Below are 17,628 nucleotides of genomic sequence, written 5' to 3' on the forward strand. Positions count from 1 at the left end.
AATTGGAGCCACCATTACGTGACCGAACCGGGTTTGAATGAACTGAATGCCGTCCTCGCACGCGTGCCGTCGGTGGAGCGCGTGCTGACGTCGGCGCCGCTGCAGCCGCTGCTCGCCGACTATGGCCGTACGCGCGTGCTGAACGCGGTGCGCGCCGAACTCGAACGCTGGCGCACCGCCGCGCAGCAGGATCCGCCGGCGGCCGGGCCGCTCGACGAGCCGCGCATCGCGGCGGCCGTCGCCCGCACGCTGGCCGAGCAGAGCGCGGGCACCGTGCGCGCGGTGTTCAACCTGACCGGCACCGTGCTGCACACGAATCTCGGGCGCGCGCTGTTGCCCGACGACGCGGTGCGCGCGGTGGTCGACGCGCTCACGCAGCCCGTCAACCTCGAATTCGACCTCGCCACCGGCCGCCGCGGCGACCGCGACGACCTGATCGACGATCTGCTGTGCGAACTGACCGGCGCGGAAGCCGCGACCGTCGTCAACAACAATGCCGCGGCCGTGTTGCTCGTGTTGTCGGCGCTTGCGCCGAAACGCGAAGTGATCGTGTCGCGCGGCGAACTGGTCGAGATCGGCGGCGCGTTCCGCATTCCCGACATCATGAGCCGTGCGGGTGCGAAGCTGCGCGAGGTCGGCACCACCAACCGCACTCATCTACGCGACTACGCGGACGCGATCGGTCCGCGCACGGCGATCCTGATGAAGGTGCACTGCAGCAACTACGCGATCAGCGGCTTCACCAAGGAAGTGACGCTGGCCGAACTCGCGCCGCTCGCGCGCGAGCACGGGCTGCCGGTGGCGGTCGACCTCGGCAGCGGCACGCTCGCCGATCTGTCGCAATGGGGCCTGCCGCACGAGACGACCGTGCAGGAAAGCGTCGCGGCAGGCGCGAACCTCGTCACGTTCAGCGGCGACAAGCTGCTCGGCGGGCCGCAGGCCGGGCTGATCGTCGGCGATCGCGCGCTCGTCGCGAAGATCAAGAAACATCCGCTCAAGCGCGCGCTGCGCGTCGGCAAGCTGACGCTCGCCGCGCTCGAGCCCGTGCTGCGGCTGTACCAGGCGCCGGAATTCCTGCGCGAGCGGCTCACCACGCTGCGTCTGCTGACGCGGCCGCAGCGCGAGATCACCGAGGCCGCCGAGCGTGTGCGTCCGGCGTTGCAGGCCGCGCTCGGCGGCGGCTTCGACGTGCAGGTCGAGCCGATGTTCAGCCAGATCGGCAGCGGTGCGCTGCCGGTCGACCAGTTGCCGAGCGCCGGGCTCGTCGTGCGCATGCCGGACGGCAAGCGCGGCGGCCGTGCGCTCGCGCAGCTCGAGAAACGGTTGCGCGAATGGCCGCGCCCGGTGATCGGCCGCATCGCCGACAATGCGCTGCGGCTCGACCTGCGCTGCCTCGAAGCGGCGGACGAAGCGGCATTCGTCGCGCAATGCGTGCAGGCCGCGGGGCCGGCTGCATGATCGTCGGTACCGCGGGACATATCGATCACGGCAAGACGACGCTCGTGCGCGCGCTGACCGGCGTCGATACCGACCGGTTGAAGGAAGAGAAGGCGCGCGGCATCTCGATCGAGCTCGGCTATGCGTATACGCCGCTCGAGAACGGCGACGTGCTCGGCCTGATCGACGTGCCGGGCCACGAGAAGCTGATTCATACGATGGCGGCCGGTGCGAGCGGGATCGACTTCGCGCTGCTCGTGATCGCCGCGGACGACGGCGTGATGCCGCAGACCCGCGAGCACCTCGCGATCCTGCAACTGCTCGGCGTCGCGCATGGTGCTGTCGCGCTGACGAAGTGCGATCGGGTCGACGCCGCGCGCCTGTCGGCGGTGCGCGACGAGATCGCCACGTGGCTGCACGGCTCGGCGCTCGATGGCGCGCCGATCTTCGAAACTTGCGCGACGCGCGACGACGATCCGGGCGTCGCCGCATTGAAGCGTCATCTCGCCGATGCGGCACTCGCATGGCGTGCGCGCCGCGACGACGGCCTGTTCCGGCTCGCGGTCGATCGCGTGTTCACGCTCGCCGGGCAGGGGACCATCGTGACGGGCACCGCGTTCGCGGGCCGCGTGGCGACCGGCGACACGCTCGCGGTCGTGCGCACCGGCAGTGCTGCGCGCGTGCGCAGCATCCATGCGCAGAACCGGCCGGTCGACGCGGGCCGCGCGGGCGAGCGCTGCGCGCTGAACCTGGCTGGCGTCGACCGTGCGGACGTCGAGCGTGGCGATACCGTCGCGGATGCGCGGCTCGTCGCGACGTCGCCGCGTCTCGACGTCGAACTGACGCTGCTGGCCGATGCGGGGCTCACGCTGACGCACTGGGCGCCGCTGCACGTGCATCTCGGCACGCTGCATCGCGTCGCGCACGTCGCGCTGCTCGACGGCGATACGCTCGCGGCGGGCCAGATGATGCGCGTGCAACTGGTGTTCGACGAACCCGTGTTCGCGCTGCCGGGCGATCGCTTCATCGTCCGCAATCCGCAGGCGACGCGCACCGTCGGCGGCGGTCGCGTGCTCGATCCGTTCGGTCCCGCACGCAAGCGTCGCACGCCTGCGCGCCGCGCATGGCTCGACGCACTGGCGGCGTGGCTCGACGAAGGGCGGCTCGATGCGCTGCTCGCGCAGGCGCCGCTCGGGATCGCAAGCGCGATGCTCACGCACCTGACGGGCTTCGCGCCCGACGTGCTGGCGTTGCCGGACGACGCGCTGGCGATCGGCCAGCGCGAGCGCGCGTCGAACGACGGCACGGTGATCGCGCGAGTGCATTGGGACGCGCTGCAGGCGCGGGCGATCGATACGCTGCGCGCGTATCACGAACGCGTGCCGGACGAGCAGGGGCTCGATGCGGCGCGCCTGCGGCGGATGGCGGCGCCGCTCGTCGGCGATGCGCTGTGGCGTGCGTTGGTCGATGCGCTGGTGGACGGCGGTGAGGTGGCGCGAAGCGGGCCGTGGCTGCATCTGCCGTCGCATTCGGTGAGTTTCGATGCGCGCGAGGAAGCGCTGGCGCGGCAACTGCTGCCGCTGATTCATGCGGGGCGCTTCGATCCGCCGTGGGTCCGCGATCTGGCGCGCGACACGGGCGCGCAGGAGGAGGCCGTGCGCACGCTGCTGCGCAAGCTCGCGCGGCGCGGCGACGTGCATCAGGTCGTGCGCGACCTGTTCTATCACGCGGATGTCGTGCGCGAGCTGGCCGGGCTGGTCGCGCATCTCGCGCCGACGCGCGGCGGCGGGCTCGACGCGGCGACGTTTCGCGACGCGACGGGGCTCGGCCGCAAGCGCGCGATCCAGATTCTCGAGTTCTTCGATCGGGTTGGGTATACTCGCTTCCACCGCGATCTTCACTTCCTGCGGCCTGACAGCGGTTGGGTGGGTGTACAGGCGTAGGCGCTCGTCGTTCTTTGGTTTTTTTCCCCACGGAAGGCATTCGTATCCGGTGGTACGGCCGGGCTTCAAACCCGGTTGGGGGTGTCAGACACTCCCGGGTCGGTTCGACTCCGGCTGCCTTCCGCCACGGCTCTGCACAATCTCCCCATGAAACATGGGTAGCGGGTTGGGTTTTGTGGGTAGGAAAGGAGGACAACATGGCGGGACGACACTTGCATCGGCTTAGCGCACTGCGCGTCGCGAAGGTGGCCGATCCAGGCCATTACGCAGACGGCGGTGGCCTCTACCTGCAGATCGCCGATAGCGGCGCACGCTCATGGGTGTTTCGCTTCACGATCGATGGGCGCGTGCGCGAAATGGGCCTCGGACCGCTGTCGCGGGTTTCGCTTGGGGAAGCCCGGAAGCTGGTCAGCGGATATCGCGAGATGGTCGAAAACCATATCGATCCCATCCTCGCACGGCGTGAAGAGCAGCGTCGCCACCGGCTCGATATCTCGACCGATGCCAATGTGACGTTCCGTGACGCGGCTGAATCGTTCATCCGTGCGCGTGAGCCGGAATGGCGAAACCGCAAGCATGTCCAGCAATGGGGCAACACACTGGAGACGTACGCCTATCCCATCATCGGCGATGTGCGTGTGCGCGACATCGACACCGCGATGATTGTGCGTATCCTGCAGCCGATCTGGACCAAAAAGGCAGAAACGGCACGCCGGGTGCGCGGTCGCATCAAGGCGATCCTCGACGCGGAGACCGTGATGGGGCACCGCGCCGGTGGCAACCCTGCTCGGTACGTAGATCATCTCCAACTGGTGTTACCCCGGTCAAAGAAACGCTCGCAGGTAAAGCATCATCCGGCGTTGCCTTGGGAAGACCTGCCGACGTTTATCCGGGAACTGGAACTTCGTCCCCGACGCGCGGCACGGGTGCTGCATTTGCTTATTCTCACGGCGACTCGCACGAACGAGGCACGATTTGCACGGGTCGACGAATTCGATCTCGACAGTCGTATCTGGAGCATCCCGGGCGATCGTACAAAAAGCGGTCGGCCGCTTCGCGTGCCGCTTTGTCAGCGAGCCGTCGAAGTCGTGCGTGCTGCGCTACCGAAGGCCAAATATGGATATCTGTTTCCCGGTTGCACGGAAGGGCACCCATTGTCGAACATGGCAATGTTGGCCCTGTTGAAACGCATGTCGTACTCTGGGATCACCGTGCACGGTTTTCGGTCGACATTTCGTGACTGGGTCGCCGAATGCACCGACTATCCGGATTCTCTGGCAGAGGAAGTCTTGGCACACGTCATTACTTCGCAGACGATAGCGGCTTATCGGCGTCGTGATCAACTCGAAAGACGGCGGCTCATGATGGAAGACTGGGGGGCGTATTGTTCAAGCGGGTGCAAGCTTGAAGCGTCAATGGCGCCGGTCATGCCGCAAACGTTCGCTGCCTAAATCGACGCTGCTTCTGTTCTGAAACGGTGCTGCGGGCCGGGCGGGTTCGCACTTGCCCGGTATCGCGAGTGCGAGGTTGTGTCGTCGGTATGTCGCTTGATCCTGATGCAATGCATGCCGAATTCATCGACATCTGGCGGTATCGCTGCTATGTGTGAAATCGAGTCGCCGGGGAGACGAACGGTATGGATTCCAATGGACCGCAGGAAGTCTTCAACGTTGGTCAGATAAGGCGGATCTGAATCGGTTGGGCCGGCACGGCTTGATACAGATTCAACTGGGTCTGCAGCATGAAGCCGCGGGCCCAGAGGGTGTCCGTAGGGCGACCGATCGCTACGCTGCCGTGATCATTCGGCGATCAAGAAGCGATCGCGTTTCTTACCCTTGATCCATGACGGTTCGCGGCCACGCCCGCTCCACGTCTTGCCCGTTTTCGGATCCTGATACTTCGGCGTTGCGGGTTGGCTGCCATTCGCGCTACGTACGCGCTTACGGCCGAAGATCTGGTCCGGCGTGAGTCCGTACTCCTGAACCCGCGCGCGAACTTCTTCAAGCACAGTCTCTAGTTCGGCCTGCCGAGCTTCTTCCGCTTGCACGAGCAGTGCATCAGCCTTGGCTTTCAGTTCTTGATAGGTGGCCATTCTTCACTCCACGTGGTTAAAAGAAACAGTATTGAAATCGTCGCTTCGAAGAGTCCAATTCGGCGCGGCGCATCGGGTCTGCGACATGTCATTGTCTGCAGCACAATTGGAACTATTGGGCGATTTTCTCATCGTTTTGACCCGGAGTCGATCATTTATCGTCTCCGAGGCCACGAATCTGGCGGAGCAATCGAAAGCCGTACATTGGGCTATTTCGGTTGGATACGCAAATTGCCGACGATCATCAGCGGATTGTTGGGCGGTCGCCCGCTGTGCGCCGATGTGCGCTCAACCGCACTGATCTTCCGGTGCCTGTTGGGACCGTCTCCATCAGGCTGCGTTGGAGGCACAATCAGGAGGCCTATTGTGTTATCGCCGGCTCTGCTAAAGCGTGAAACTTCAGGCAAGCCGCTTCATTTCTTCGGGACGTGCGGGATCTTGTGCAATTGACAGACCAATTCTGCGCCGATGTTGTGGTGGGACGTTTCGTTTTTCCATATCGTTCAACTTCGCAGATGCGTTGATCGGTACCCCCCCAATCCTCACAGTTGACATTGCTGCGTGAAGGAACGAAAAAAGATGAACCGATTTGCGCCGGCGCGATGAGTCCGGCCAGGTCGGTGCATCATCGGTCCGATTTCTCGCGGTGTGTGGAGTACATATCGCCACGTTCGAGGCGAGGCCTGCTATGGAGCAACGCGATAATGTTTGGCGATTGAGTGATACAAGCGCATGCTCGGCACCGGCGTGCGATTGCGCGACCTTACAGATCCGTTTGCGAAGGGCCGAAACGCAGATTCGTCGTCTCACAAGATGCGTTCAACTGAAAGACGAGAAGCTGTGCGAGCTTGGCAAGGTCCTGGCGAACTCGGCGACCGCACACTACTGCGTTGAAGAGCGATTGCAGCGTGAACTTGACGCGTTGCGGATAGACCTGCCGGCCGACGTGCCGAGCGATCACTACGGTCCTGTTGACGGCAATTCGATGGGAGGCGGTGTAGTCGTTCGCCTGCCTTACCTGACCGCGATCCTCTCAGTTTTGTTCGACGCGATGCATGCGTTCTGGACGGACTGCGATGACGGTCGTCTGCCAAAATCTTCGACTGTCGCTCATGCGATTGATGAACGTCTCGGACTGAGGGCACAGGCAAGCGGCGAAGGTTCACGCACCGGTCAGGCCTACGCATCCGCCATCCGGCCGGATTGGGTAAAGGATGCGGATAACCGGCATCACCACCGGCGATCCACATCCTAGTTGTAGTCGTGGAAGTCGAGCGCACTAATTTCGGCGAAGCGCGACGGTCGTCGCCGGGAGGGGACCTATTGCACGTCTGCCGCGCAACGAGCAGCGCGTGGTACCGTCTCCACCACTGAGCCATGAACATTCGGCGTGAGCGGACGATGCCACGTGATTGAAGAGCGGAGACTATCGAGATCGGATCCAAGTTTGGCGAACGCGGCGGGCGTGAGATCAATGGCACAGACGACGAATGGAGAGCTAGCGGTCTCCGGATGAGGTCCCACATACTGAAGATCAAGGCCAAAGCGGCGATACAGTCGTGCGATGGCCTGGGTGACGACACCAATGATGCGGGTCGCGCCGAGGGATGCGGCGACGGCCATAACATAGGGAAAGAGTTGCATGCCCGAGCCGGCGAACCGCGATAGCTCCCATACGGTGGGTGACGAGGGAAAGTCGAGGTCCGACGATCGAGGAAGTAGTTCTCGGAGCAGGTATGGGGCGGTAGTTGGCATCAGGCGTGCGCAACCACATATCTGCCCTTCGGGAGTAAGTTCAACAATCTGAATGGTGTTTTCGCCATCGAAGTGATCCCATTCTATGGTTTCATTTTCCTTAACATCAGGTAGCGGCCAGCCGAGGCGGCGCACGAACACGTCGTACCGGAATGCGCCGAGTCCATCACGAAATTCAAGCGGCAAGTCGCTCAACCTACCCGCGATAATGAGTGGCATTTGCGTTCTCCATCGTTTGTCGATGGGCGCCACCGTATCAAGTCGAAACAACAACCGGAACTAGTTAGGTAGGGAGGAGACGCAAATGAATCTTGGCCGTGCATAATCCGTGCGAGATTGAAGATCTCTGGCTGATCCAGGGTTATTCAATATATGGGATTCGAGAGATGCGGCGTCATGGTTAAATCATTCGGAAAACTTCGACTGAAAATAAGAGGGCTAATCAAGTAGGCCGAAATTGGAGGCAATGACGGCGGCTGCTATCCTGCTATTCACGTTCAGGACCTTCATTGCTTCAGTGATATGATATTCGACGGTATGGCGGGATATTTCGAGAATCATGCAGATATCCGACGATGTTTTACCTTGCGCGACCCATGAAAGACATTGGCGCTGACGCGGGGAAAGCTGAATAAACGCCTTTGGATGGGGAGGGGCGAGCCGATCCAGCTCCAAACGAAATAGATTGCTGATTACGCTCGCGAGCTGCCGGCTCGTCCCTGCATTGATACGGGATGATGGCCCTGACAGATTGATGAGCAAAACACTGCCCCCGACCTCACGAATTGGAATGCTCAGCCCGTTTTTGAGTCCGGCGTCGCCTGCTTCCACGAGCACATGTCGCTCAGCATGGTTCAAGTCGGTAATATCGCCCCAGCGATAAGGTCCTGAGGAAGTAAAAGCCGCTCGATGTACGGGATCAACGGAGCCATAGTTGTGCTGTAGATAGTGCTGCACCCAGTTGTTGGGATAATGCGAGCAGATTGCCTCCATAGACATGCTGGGTCTAGAGCGAATGCAAGTCAGGGAGATCCGTGTGACGGCGTAACATGGAAAACCCAATGGAAGCACCGCATTGCCAAGCAAGTCAGAAAGAGAAGAAATATCCTTTGTATCGGTAAAGAGAGACAGGATTGGTGCCATTCGGGTGGCTAATGTGACATTCCACGGTGGTGGCTTGGACGCTTTTTTGCTTGTGCGATGGCGAAATCGCGTTCTCATGACTTCTGCCTCACTTATTGCCTAGTGGCATTCAAGAGAAATGCTGGAGCAGGGCGCCATCACTGTGGCAGCGACTCCGGCAAACGGTATGGTAGTGGGGTGCTGAATACCTGCGCACCCGCTATGCGATGGCCGACGTCGGAGGTTGCGTCGAGATGGACGTTGGGTGCGTAGCTAATGTGGAGTCTAATGGTTTGAACCGGAACGTCATCCAATAGATTGTAATAATTTAATACGCGATTTTATTTTTAAAAGTCACCGTCTCGGAACGAGAACGATATTGCAGCGTATTTAGCGATCGCGTACCGCGCCATCGGCGAAATTTCCTGAATTCAACGATCCTGTTAGCGAACGAAGAGTGCCGCTGCGGAAAATCCTCCCACTCCGCGGGCGCATAGCAGGAAAGGCTTACCGGAAACCAGATCATCGCAGTCGGCGAGATTGATGAATGGATCGCTGACCGTCACATGCGCGACGCGAGCAAAGTTGTCAGTAAACAGGCATCGTGCTGGAAGGCCGAGCGATGCGACAGTTCGGCGCCAGGTTGGCAGATCAAGATGGGAAGGCAAGATGCGCTGAATCTCAGCTAGGGGCACATTCGCCTCAGCGCTCGTTTGCGTCGCGAGTCGACGCGCCGCAAAGAAGTACTGAGCTCCGAAACGCGATTCATCTTCTCCCAGTGTGCCTAGCCAACCTTCTCCACTCGCGTGAAAGGCCAGTGAGACCAATCGATTGATCGAGGCATTGCGTTCGACGAGCACCGCACATGCGCCGTCGCTGAGCAATCCGGCCCCGGCTATTGACCGATCGCTTGCGAGGGGCATGACGTCTGCGCCGACCAGCAGGCCGCGGTTGATAGCTGGACGGGCGGAAAACATCGCGCGAATGATCCGTAGCGCGCCCAGTGATGAGGCGCAATGCTGTTGCGCAAACGAGAATGCCTCTGCCTGCTCGAAACCAAAGTGTTCGCATAGCAGGCGTGGCAGGGATAGGGGCGGAGGGGCGATACTGCCCTGAAGCGTATGAGCGTAGACGAGAAAATCGATCGTGTCGGGAGCAAGATGGGTCGCACGAACGAGCGATTGGATGGCGTTCGCGGCGAGCGAAAGCGCAGTCTGTCCCCGAGCTTCATAGAACGAGCGTACCCCCGCTTCTTCGAGGCGTTTGACGGTCTCGACGGACTGCTTGGTTCGTTGGGCCCAACTGCGGACATCTTCGGCCGGCTCAGGCAGATAGTAAGCGGTATGGACGATCCCAATAGAAGCGCTCATGACGGGTTGAGATATAAGTGCGGCCTGCCATGCGATTCGAACAGTGCGCAACCAACGAAACCGCCCAGGCCGACGCCCCACGTCAGGATTCGATCGCACACTGACAGGTCGTGAGATTCGAGTGCGTTGGCGAGCCGCACGATAGGTTCGGCTGCGCCTAGATGGGCGCGGTGGCGGTCGGAAAATTCAACGACACGGCGACTGAGATGTCGGCAAATAGCTTCATCAAGCTGGGGATCTATTCCTGCTCCTACGACGGTGTCGAGGTCGTTCGGCTGAAGCGCGTGTCGGAGCAGTATCGCGTCGATCGTCGATTGCAGCGCCGGAACCCAATCGGTGCGGATGTCTAGGCTTGAGAGCGGGGCGGGTGGCGCGAACCGGTGGAGGCGGCTGGCGCGTGCGTCGATCACCACCAGTCCGCAAGACGCGGGTCTGGAACGTTCCACGAGGATGGCACCGGCTGCGTCGCCCTGCACAATTCCCTGATCCGTCCATCTCGAAAACGGCGAACACCACTTTTCGGCAGCGACGATCAAGATGGTGTGGATTTCGGGCTCCGCAATCAGCAGATCACTCGCCAGCTGGAGGGCCGTGAACGTGGAGGCCCCCTGCTGTTGGGAGATGGAGAACGGGAAGCAGGGCGTGCCGATTACTGCACGCAAGCGTCCAGCGGTCGTTGTGGACACGTGCTCGTTGAGGCTACTGTGGCAGAACATTGCAATATCGATCGGCGCTGCATTGGCTGGCCGCGCAGCACATATTGTCTGCGCCACTTTCGCGGCGAGCCCGGATAGATCGGTATCGCGCTCAACAGGGACACAACGAAATTCCTCCGGCGCTGTGCTGATTGCAGCGCTTCCGGTTGAAGCTGCCTTCTTTGTGGGGTGAGGGGCGTAATCCGCTTGCCACGACGCGACCCAAGCGTGCCAACCGGACCGCATCGGAGCACTGAGCGTCAGCTCGATTCCGCGCTCACGCTGTACAGCGACTGTGTGCGGCACACAGCTGGCAAGTGCCGTGATCACAGGTGTATTCATGGTGCGCGTGGTAGCGCGAGGTCGTCGGGCAGCAGGTCGTAAAGGAGCCGCCCGACGCGCATGCCATCGACGAGATGGCAGTCTCGTTGCTGTCCGATCAGACGAAAACCTAGGCGCGCGAGCAGACGTTGCGACGGAACATTGCAGTCGACAGCCCATGCAGTGATGCACCGCAGCCGATCACGGACGAACGCTTCATGAAGGAGGTATGTTGCTGCGTTGAAAGCCATATTGACGCAGGTTGGCCGCGACCGGTCGCGAAGGATCCAAAATGAGCCCGTCGCGAAGCGATGCGTGACATCACTGACGGCGACTATACCGCTCGGCACTGTATAGCCAACCGAACCGAATACGCGTATTCGATGCTGTCCGCTATGGACCATTGCTTGCACCGCCAATGCGGGTAGGGTTTGGCGGCCGAGCCCGAAATCGAACCACCGGCTGATGGTCGGCTGGGCGAGCCAGGCGACGATGTCGTCGATGTCATTCAGCCCTGGTTCGCGTAGCCAGAAAGTGGAGGACGTTGCATGCGATGCAGCGTTGTCCATTGAGGGCTGAGGCGTGCCATCCGTAGGGGCGCAGCCAATCATCAGTCGACCTCCTCATTCGCCATCCGCGGCTCCGCGAGCCAGCCGAGCGCTGTGTCGATGCACTGCAGCAGGAAGGCAAACCAGTGGCCCGTCTGGAGGCGGGCTGCCGGCGGGAGCCCTTCAACATAACCATGGCCGCCGCAAAGCTGCACGAATTCGCGACTGACGCTGACCGACTCGGCCGCGACGTGTCGCAGTAACTGACGGACTAACGGGACCGGCGCCGACGGGCGAGCCGTCCTTACTGCCTGCAAAAACAGGTGAGTGCCATGGGTGACGATCAGCATGTCGGATAATCGCGCCGCGACGAGCTGGTGGCTTGCTAACGGCTTTCGGAACGCTTGCCGAGTCGTCGCGTAATCGAACGCGAACCGGACGCTATGTTGCATGGCGCCCGTCAAGAGCGCAGCTAGATAGAGGCCGATTTCCGTCATGTACGTTTGCGCGGGAGGAACGCTATCGCTGTCGGCTCGCGCAATCACGGCGAGGGGCGTTTCGGCCGCGGCTTCGTCCGAATGCAATTGCTCCAAAACGAGGGTGCCGAGCGTCGCGATGCCTGCCGATCTCGAAGGTCGCTGATCACGTGGGCGCTCGGTGAGGAGGAGGCGCCGCTTGTCATCTATCCGCATGGCGAGGGTCACAGCGTCGCCCAGTGGACCGAGTTGCCATATTGTTGCGTTGTCGATGCCGGGCACGGACAACGCGATCGCTGTTGTGCCGTCAAAATACGCCTGAACTGGCCGAGCCAGAACTGGACCGAGTTCATTGTGCGTCCGGAGCACCATGAGCGCGGGTGCTGTCAGCGTCAACTCCAACGCACGCTCAAGCGGTCCAGCGGCGAGCGCTTCGACAACAAGTGCCAGGCCGTGACGGTCGATTCCCAGGCCGCCGTGTTCCTCGGGTAAAACCATTGCTCCAAGATCAAGTGTTGCGGCAGCGAGTCTGACGGTTTCTTTCCACGCTGCTACGCTGGGTGAACCGGCAAGCAGGGGCTCCAGTCGGTCGCGCGCGAAGCGTTGGCTCGCGATATAGAGGTTGCGTTGATCATCGGTCAGTGCCCACGGCGCCGGAGCGGGCCCTGGCGGGAAGGAGTCGGGGGAGAACATCACAATCCTCCACAAAGGACGAGGGTGGTCAGACGAGCATCTCGATCGCATCAGGGTGGCCGAGAAAGTCCCTAGGGCTGGCCGAGCGTCCATACGCACCTGATTGGAAGACGACCACAAAGTCCCCAATGCGAGCCTCGGGAAGCAGCACGTCGTCGGCGATCCGGTCGAGGGGCGTGCACAGGCATCCGACGATGTGGCAACGCTCCGTCGGGGCTTGTGTTTGGCGATTCCCGATAGTGACCGGAAAATTGCGGCGCAGGATCTGCCCGAAGTTTCCCGATGCAGCCAGATGGTGGTGCAGGCCGCCATCGGTAATCAGGAACGTTCGGTCTCGGGATACCTTGCGATCGATCACTCGGCAGACATAGATGCCGGCTTCCCCGACCAAATATCGCCCAAATTCCAGGACCGTGCGTGTGCCCGGTAAACGACCGCGGAATACGTCGAGCCAATCATGCATGGCATTGGTGACCGCATCGAGGTCGAGTGGTGTTTCCCCCGCGAAATAGGGGATGCCGAAACCTCCTCCGAAGTTCACGTATTGCGGCGCGACTGGCAGGCCGCCGGCCAATCTCACGGCGAGATCCGCGCTCTTGCGTTGAGCTTCGATGACGGTCGGGGCGTGTAGACACTGGGACCCCCAGAAAATATGAAAGCCGGCCAGTGCCACTTCCCTTGCATCGAGCTCGCGCAGTAGCTCGGGCACCTGCCCCGCATCGAGCCCAAAAGGGGTGGCCCCCCCACCCATGCGCATGCCGCTGTGATCGACGTGAAAGTCTGGGTTGACTCGGATGGCGACCTTGGGCTGCACGCCGAGCTCCCAGCCGAGCGCAGTCACGAGGTGCAACTGCGTGGTCGATTCGAGGTGAATGTTGACACCGCTTGCGACGGCGCGACGCAAGTCGTCGCGGCTCTTGCCGGGCCCGGCGAAGCCGATCAGTTCCGCGGGCATGCCTGCATTCAGCGCAAGTGCCATCTCATTGGCCGATGCCACGTCGAACCCGTCCATCTGCGGCGCAAGGTGATGGACTACCGCGGGCATCGGGTTCGCCTTAATCGAGTAATGTAGGTCGATACCGGCTGGCAGCGTATCGCGCAGCGTGCATACACGCTCGTCGAGCGTTGCGCGATCATAGACGAAGAACGGCGTGCGCCCTGCACGGTCCGCCAAGCGATTGATCTCGACGCCGCCGATGGTAAGAACACCTTCACGCTCGCCAAACAGCGCATTCATGATTGCCTCACTTCGGAAGTGGCGTCAGGTCCGGCGAAGGCGGCGCGCAATGCGGCCCGATCGAATTTCCCGTTGGGGTTGCGCGGAACTGTCTCGCGGACCACGATGCGTTGCGGCACCATGTAGCGCGGCAGATGTTCCACACACCAGGCCTGAAGCGTTTGAGCATCGAAGCACGTGGCGACCGGCACAACCAACAGGACGATCGCTTCCCCAAGTTCATCGTCAGGGATTCCGAAGGCAACCGCCTCCATGACCAGGCCACTGTCGTGAACGACTTCTTCGATCTCTTCCGGGCTGATGCGATAGCCGGAACTCTTGATTTGGGCGTCGTTGCGTGCGACGAAGTACAGAAATCCTTCTGCATCTCGCCGTACCAGATCGCCTGACCAGACAGCGCGATCTCGCGGCGCGCCACCGGGTTTCATCTCGGGCGAAGGTCGATAGCGCTGGGCTGTGCGCGTCGTATCATTCCAATAGCCGAGCGTGACGCAGGCTCCGACATGGACGAGTTCTCCGGTTTCGTTCGGTCCACAAGGCGAGCCGTCATCGCGCACGACCAGAATTCGGGCGTTCGGTATGGCTTTCCCAATGGAATCGGGATGGCGGTCCACTTCCGTTGGATCGAGAAACGTGGAGCGAAATGCCTCGGTCAGGCCATACATTAGATAGGGTTTGGCCTGCGGAAACAATGCCCGGAGTTGCTGCAAGACGGGCGCCGGCAGCTTGCCGCCGGTATTCGCGAAGTAGCGCAGCTTCCGGCTTGCCGTTTCGGGCCAAGCCGCACGGGCCAGTTGCATCCACAATGGCGGTACGCCCGTGATCGCTGTAATGCGTTCGCTCACGCAGGCATCAATGACGTCTTGCGGTGCCAGATAGTTGATGAGCACGGCGGTGGCTCCCGCCGCCCAGGCCGATGTGAGCTGACTCAGGCCAGCATCGAAACTGAGCGGCAGGGCGGCGAGGATTCGATCGGATGAGACGTTGTTCAGATAGTGAGCAACGCTCCAGGCACCTTCGAGCAGGTTGCGGTGGCTCAGCATCACGCCTTTCGGCAATCCAGTCGAGCCTGATGTGTAGAGAATGGCGGCCAGATCCGTGTCGACATTGGACGACGCCGGTGATTGTGGTGGATTTTCACTATCGCGTTTCGTGCGATTTCCGCTTGCGGACTCGGGCCAGCTTTGAACGTGCGTTGTTGTTCGGAGATGTCGGCTTGCGGAGCCGGCATCGTCCACGATGATTGTGTTGGAAACGCCGGTAAGACCATGTTCGTCAAGGACCCGCGCGCGCAGCGCGCTGGTAATCAGGCAATCGGCACCGGAGTCGAGCATGATGTGAGCGACCTGCTGGGGTTTGAGGAGCGGGTTGATGGGAACGAACACGTATTGCGCCGCGGCGGCACCCAGCATCGACACGACCGTCTCGACACGTTTGTCCAGATAAATCGCAATGCGCGCGCCGGCCGTGAACCCAAGTGCGTGGAGGGCGTCGCCCATACCGCGCGCGCGCAGAGCCAGATCTTGGTAGCTTATGCGGGCGGAACCGCAGACGAGCGCTTCCACATCAGGTGTGCGGCTTGCAGCCGCTTCCACGAGGTCGAGTATGTTTCTCATGACGGTATCCGGATCGAATGTCGAGCGTTGAAAGGAAATCGATGGGCTGATCAGTGGCGGACCACCATTGCACCAAAGCACCCTGCTAGGCCACATGAGAACAGCAGCGAGTAACCGCCCGGTTCCCGGTTCGAACATGTCTGGAAGTTAATGAAAGGATCGGCGCCAAAGACGTGGCCGATTGGCGCGAAGTTCGCCGTGAAGAGCCGCTCGCGAGGGATGGCTAGCATTGCCATCAGCCTGGACCAGCCCGGAAGATTGGCGTGGTGAGGCAGTACGTGCGTAATCTCGCGTGTCGTGATGCCCGCTTGCTGAATAGCGGCACGCATGGTCGTGAACGCAGACCAGTAGTATCGATCGTCGGGAACCGGCTGCAGATCCTCGTCCGTACCTCGGAACGATCGTCCGTCTGTATACAAGTGCAAGCCCGCGATGGCATTTTGGTGGCCGCCTCGTTCGAGCAGCAGCGCACAGGCACCGTCGCTATGGAGCGCAAGATCCTGGATTGCCCGCAGCCGGTCGCAGTGGGAACCGATCACGTCGGCGCAGACCACAATCGCTCGCCGGATGGTGAGTTGTCGCGAGGCGAGCGCCTGCAACACACGGATCGCGGCCATTGGTGAGACGCAGTGCTGTTGCATGATTGAAAATGCCAGCGCACGGTTCAGATTCATTTGGGACTGGATCTGTTGCGTAGTACTCGCGGGTGGTGCGATAACGCTGGTCTGAATCGTGTGCGTGTACACGAACGCATCGATCGTTTCGGGTGCTGTTCTGGTGTTGCGCAGCAGGGACGATATGGCGTCGACGGCAAGTGTCACGGGCGATTCGCCAGCTGCGTCGTGGAACTGCGTTACGCCGTTTTCGATCAGTGCACGCGCACGAGTCGACGGCTGACCACAGCGCTCCGCCCAGCGATGCGCATCCACAGTCCGATCTGGCAGGCTGAACGCGATGCCAGATAGAGAAAGGGAGTTGGCTTGTTGCGACGCAATCATGATCCACCTCGACGAAATTCAAGGAGAGCGCAACCGGCCTGCCCTTGGAAACCGGCAGACCAAACGAGGGCATGTTGTCCCTCGTTAGGGTTGATCGATTGCAGCAGCGCGTCGAGTCGCGCGGGCGTGTCGGCTGCGCAGAAATGGCCGGGCGCGTCCATGCATATATGGCAGGCACGTTCGGGCCGCAATCCACAGCGCGTGTGGATTTCGTGAGCCAGATGAGTGTCGACTGGCGCAGGAAGTACCCAGTCGACATTGCCAGGTTGAAAACCCGCGCTTGCGCACGTCTCGCCAATGACATCCGTGAGGGTCGATGTGTAGATGGATTCGCGCTCGCTTGCCAGAGGTGGGATTCCTGGCGTCCGTACCGTGAGCCCGCGTACCCGCCATCCGGGGCTGGGGTGTCTCGCGATCAGGACGGCAGCGGCCCCGTCGCCCATGTCGACCAGTGCACCTATGCGACGTGAGAATGGCCGGCGCCAGCGCTCCGCGGCGACAATCACGACGGTATTCATTCGGATGTCAGCGGCCATCATCGCCACGGCAATTTCCAACGCCATCAGAAACGACACGCCTTGAAGCTGGCCGACCGCCAGCGGTGCTCGGCTTGATCCAAGTTCGCTGTGGAGACGGCAGGCGCACGACAATGCCAGATCATGCTCGAAGCTCGTTGTGCATACGATGATTTGATCGAGTGTGAGCGCTTCGACCTGAGATGACGAGTCAAGCAGCGTTCGCACAGTGGCAAGTGCCATGTCGGACAATGTCTGGTCGGATTCCGCAGCGACCCGGTTTTCAGTAGCCCGTGATGCTTGCGGCAACGGAATACCGGCCACGCCGAATGGGGCACCACTGTCGCGCCACCGCAGCGTATCGGCATACACTGCTTGCATCACGTCCTCGCGTGCGGACCCACCGGAAACCATGAATGGTTCGGAATGTGCATCGGCCGTGACATCGTGCTGTGGGATATATCGCGCCGTGGCGACAATGCGCGGTTCGGCGCCAGTGAAGTTAGTCGAAGGACGCATGGGATTCGACGAAAGAGACGAGATTGCCGAAGCGCAGGAACAGATCGGCGGATAGATCCTCGGGGGCCAGCGTGAAACCGAAGCGCTGTTCGAGTTGCAGCAGCAAGTCCGTCATATTCATCGAATCCACACCGACATCGAAGAGGTTGGTGTCGTCTACGATGAGATCGGTGCTCAGGGTGCTGCCAAGTACCGATAGCAAGCAAGCTTTCACTGTCTCGGACACGCTGGCGGAGCTGGGGGAAACGGGATGGGTTGCCATGAACGATCTCCAGTGCGAAGTTTCGGATG

At 61.4% G+C, this 17,628-nt stretch carries 16 protein-coding genes and 1 tRNA gene; 5 read left to right on the forward strand and 12 right to left on the reverse strand.

Features of this window, described 5'->3' with window-relative positions; translation table 11 throughout:
• Positions 1-18 precede the first annotated feature (18 nt).
• The 4 genes from selA to DID98_RS08790 all read left to right on the forward strand — a co-directional run bounded on the left by selA (position 19) and on the right by DID98_RS08790 (position 4,831).
• Positions 19-1,458, forward strand: coding sequence for an L-seryl-tRNA(Sec) selenium transferase (gene selA / locus DID98_RS08775; RefSeq protein WP_124521375.1), 1,440 nt, complete (start codon positions 19-21; stop codon positions 1,456-1,458).
• Entirely contained in the window at positions 1,455-3,380 is a 1,926-nt protein-coding gene (selB, locus tag DID98_RS08780) for a selenocysteine-specific translation elongation factor (RefSeq protein WP_124521378.1), read from the forward strand. The genes selA and selB overlap by 4 nt, the downstream gene beginning before the upstream one ends.
• 31 nt (positions 3,381-3,411) lie before the next feature.
• A tRNA-Sec gene (locus DID98_RS08785) sits at positions 3,412-3,507 on the forward strand.
• Positions 3,508-3,577: 70 nt separating this feature from the next.
• Complete coding sequence (locus tag DID98_RS08790; RefSeq protein ID WP_124524256.1) at positions 3,578-4,831, forward strand: site-specific integrase; 1,254 nt, start codon at positions 3,578-3,580, stop codon at positions 4,829-4,831.
• 347 nt (positions 4,832-5,178) lie between these two features.
• Here DID98_RS08790 and DID98_RS08795 read toward each other — a convergent pair whose 3' ends face one another.
• Positions 5,179-5,472 (reverse strand): H-NS family nucleoid-associated regulatory protein, encoded by a 294-nt coding sequence (locus DID98_RS08795; RefSeq protein WP_107313287.1) that lies wholly within the window; start codon positions 5,470-5,472, stop codon positions 5,179-5,181.
• A gap of 688 nt (positions 5,473-6,160) precedes the next feature.
• Here DID98_RS08795 and DID98_RS08800 point away from each other — a divergent pair.
• Entirely contained in the window at positions 6,161-6,727 is a 567-nt protein-coding gene (locus DID98_RS08800) for a hypothetical protein (RefSeq protein WP_260427929.1), read from the forward strand.
• 65 nt (positions 6,728-6,792) lie between these two features.
• Here the strand turns inward: DID98_RS08800 and DID98_RS08805 are convergent, their stop codons facing one another.
• From DID98_RS08805 to DID98_RS08855, 11 genes are all read right to left on the reverse strand, one after another.
• Positions 6,793-7,446, reverse strand: coding sequence for an acyl-homoserine-lactone synthase (locus DID98_RS08805; protein ID WP_185640837.1), 654 nt, complete (start codon positions 7,444-7,446; stop codon positions 6,793-6,795).
• A 219-nt stretch (positions 7,447-7,665) separates the two neighbouring features.
• The gene (locus DID98_RS08810) at positions 7,666-8,370 is read right to left on the reverse strand and encodes an autoinducer binding domain-containing protein (protein WP_260426305.1); all 705 of its coding nucleotides are present in this window, start codon (positions 8,368-8,370) and stop codon (positions 7,666-7,668) included.
• Between the two features lie 422 nt (positions 8,371-8,792).
• The gene (locus DID98_RS08815; RefSeq protein WP_124570570.1) at positions 8,793-9,719 is read right to left on the reverse strand and encodes a 3-oxoacyl-ACP synthase; all 927 of its coding nucleotides are present in this window, start codon (positions 9,717-9,719) and stop codon (positions 8,793-8,795) included.
• Positions 9,716-10,756 carry a 3-oxoacyl-ACP synthase gene (locus DID98_RS08820; RefSeq protein ID WP_124570571.1) on the reverse strand — a complete coding sequence of 347 codons (1,041 nt, stop codon included), beginning with the start codon at positions 10,754-10,756 and terminating at the stop codon, positions 9,716-9,718. Before DID98_RS08820 ends, DID98_RS08815 begins: the two co-directional genes overlap by 4 nt.
• Positions 10,753-11,304, reverse strand: a complete 552-nt coding sequence (locus DID98_RS08825) for a GNAT family N-acetyltransferase (protein ID WP_260428058.1) — start codon at positions 11,302-11,304, stop codon at positions 10,753-10,755. Before DID98_RS08825 ends, DID98_RS08820 begins: the two co-directional genes overlap by 4 nt.
• A 41-nt stretch (positions 11,305-11,345) precedes the next feature.
• On the reverse strand, positions 11,346-12,452 hold the full coding sequence (locus DID98_RS08830; RefSeq protein WP_124570573.1) for an acyl-CoA dehydrogenase family protein: 1,107 nt from the start codon (positions 12,450-12,452) through the stop codon (positions 11,346-11,348).
• Positions 12,453-12,480: 28 nt separating this feature from the next.
• Positions 12,481-13,689 (reverse strand): pyridoxal-dependent decarboxylase, exosortase A system-associated, encoded by a 1,209-nt coding sequence (locus DID98_RS08835; RefSeq protein ID WP_124570574.1) that lies wholly within the window; start codon positions 13,687-13,689, stop codon positions 12,481-12,483.
• Positions 13,686-15,305, reverse strand: a complete 1,620-nt coding sequence (locus tag DID98_RS08840) for an acyl-CoA ligase (AMP-forming), exosortase A system-associated (RefSeq protein ID WP_124570575.1) — start codon at positions 15,303-15,305, stop codon at positions 13,686-13,688. The genes DID98_RS08835 and DID98_RS08840 overlap by 4 nt, the downstream gene beginning before the upstream one ends.
• A 50-nt stretch (positions 15,306-15,355) precedes the next feature.
• A complete protein-coding gene (locus DID98_RS08845; protein ID WP_124570576.1) occupies positions 15,356-16,303 on the reverse strand; it encodes a 3-oxoacyl-[acyl-carrier-protein] synthase III C-terminal domain-containing protein in 948 nt (315 codons plus the stop codon).
• A complete protein-coding gene (locus tag DID98_RS08850) occupies positions 16,300-17,337 on the reverse strand; it encodes a 3-oxoacyl-[acyl-carrier-protein] synthase III C-terminal domain-containing protein (RefSeq protein ID WP_124570577.1) in 1,038 nt (345 codons plus the stop codon). Before DID98_RS08850 ends, DID98_RS08845 begins: the two co-directional genes overlap by 4 nt.
• On the reverse strand, positions 17,321-17,599 hold the full coding sequence (locus DID98_RS08855; RefSeq protein WP_043177519.1) for an acyl carrier protein: 279 nt from the start codon (positions 17,597-17,599) through the stop codon (positions 17,321-17,323). Before DID98_RS08855 ends, DID98_RS08850 begins: the two co-directional genes overlap by 17 nt.
• Positions 17,600-17,628 lie beyond the last annotated feature (29 nt).

Origin of the sequence: Burkholderia sp. Bp8984 (genome assembly GCF_003853755.1) — a bacterium.
Taxonomy (GTDB): domain Bacteria; phylum Pseudomonadota; class Gammaproteobacteria; order Burkholderiales; family Burkholderiaceae; genus Burkholderia.

Excerpts from the sequence above, each read along its gene's own strand:
- DID98_RS08840 (WP_124570575.1), bottom strand. The coding sequence starts at position 15,305 with ATGAGAAACATACTCGACCTCGTGGAAGCGGCTGCAAGCCGCACACCT.
- DID98_RS08835 (WP_124570574.1), bottom strand. The coding sequence starts at position 13,689 with ATGAATGCGCTGTTTGGCGAGCGTGAAGGTGTTCTTACCATCGGCGGC.
- DID98_RS08800 (WP_260427929.1), top strand. The coding sequence starts at position 6,161 with ATGGAGCAACGCGATAATGTTTGGCGATTGAGTGATACAAGCGCATGC.
- DID98_RS08820 (WP_124570571.1), bottom strand. The coding sequence starts at position 10,756 with ATGAATACACCTGTGATCACGGCACTTGCCAGCTGTGTGCCGCACACA.
- DID98_RS08790 (WP_124524256.1), top strand. The coding sequence starts at position 3,578 with ATGGCGGGACGACACTTGCATCGGCTTAGCGCACTGCGCGTCGCGAAG.
- selB (WP_124521378.1), top strand. The coding sequence starts at position 1,455 with ATGATCGTCGGTACCGCGGGACATATCGATCACGGCAAGACGACGCTC.
- DID98_RS08845 (WP_124570576.1), bottom strand. The coding sequence starts at position 16,303 with ATGATTGCGTCGCAACAAGCCAACTCCCTTTCTCTATCTGGCATCGCG.
- DID98_RS08805 (WP_185640837.1), bottom strand. The coding sequence starts at position 7,446 with ATGCCACTCATTATCGCGGGTAGGTTGAGCGACTTGCCGCTTGAATTT.
- DID98_RS08825 (WP_260428058.1), bottom strand. The coding sequence starts at position 11,304 with ATGGACAACGCTGCATCGCATGCAACGTCCTCCACTTTCTGGCTACGC.
- DID98_RS08815 (WP_124570570.1), bottom strand. The coding sequence starts at position 9,719 with ATGAGCGCTTCTATTGGGATCGTCCATACCGCTTACTATCTGCCTGAG.
- DID98_RS08830 (WP_124570573.1), bottom strand. The coding sequence starts at position 12,452 with ATGTTCTCCCCCGACTCCTTCCCGCCAGGGCCCGCTCCGGCGCCGTGG.
- DID98_RS08855 (WP_043177519.1), bottom strand. The coding sequence starts at position 17,599 with ATGGCAACCCATCCCGTTTCCCCCAGCTCCGCCAGCGTGTCCGAGACA.
- DID98_RS08850 (WP_124570577.1), bottom strand. The coding sequence starts at position 17,337 with ATGCGTCCTTCGACTAACTTCACTGGCGCCGAACCGCGCATTGTCGCC.
- DID98_RS08810 (WP_260426305.1), bottom strand. The coding sequence starts at position 8,370 with ATGGCACCAATCCTGTCTCTCTTTACCGATACAAAGGATATTTCTTCT.
- DID98_RS08795 (WP_107313287.1), bottom strand. The coding sequence starts at position 5,472 with ATGGCCACCTATCAAGAACTGAAAGCCAAGGCTGATGCACTGCTCGTG.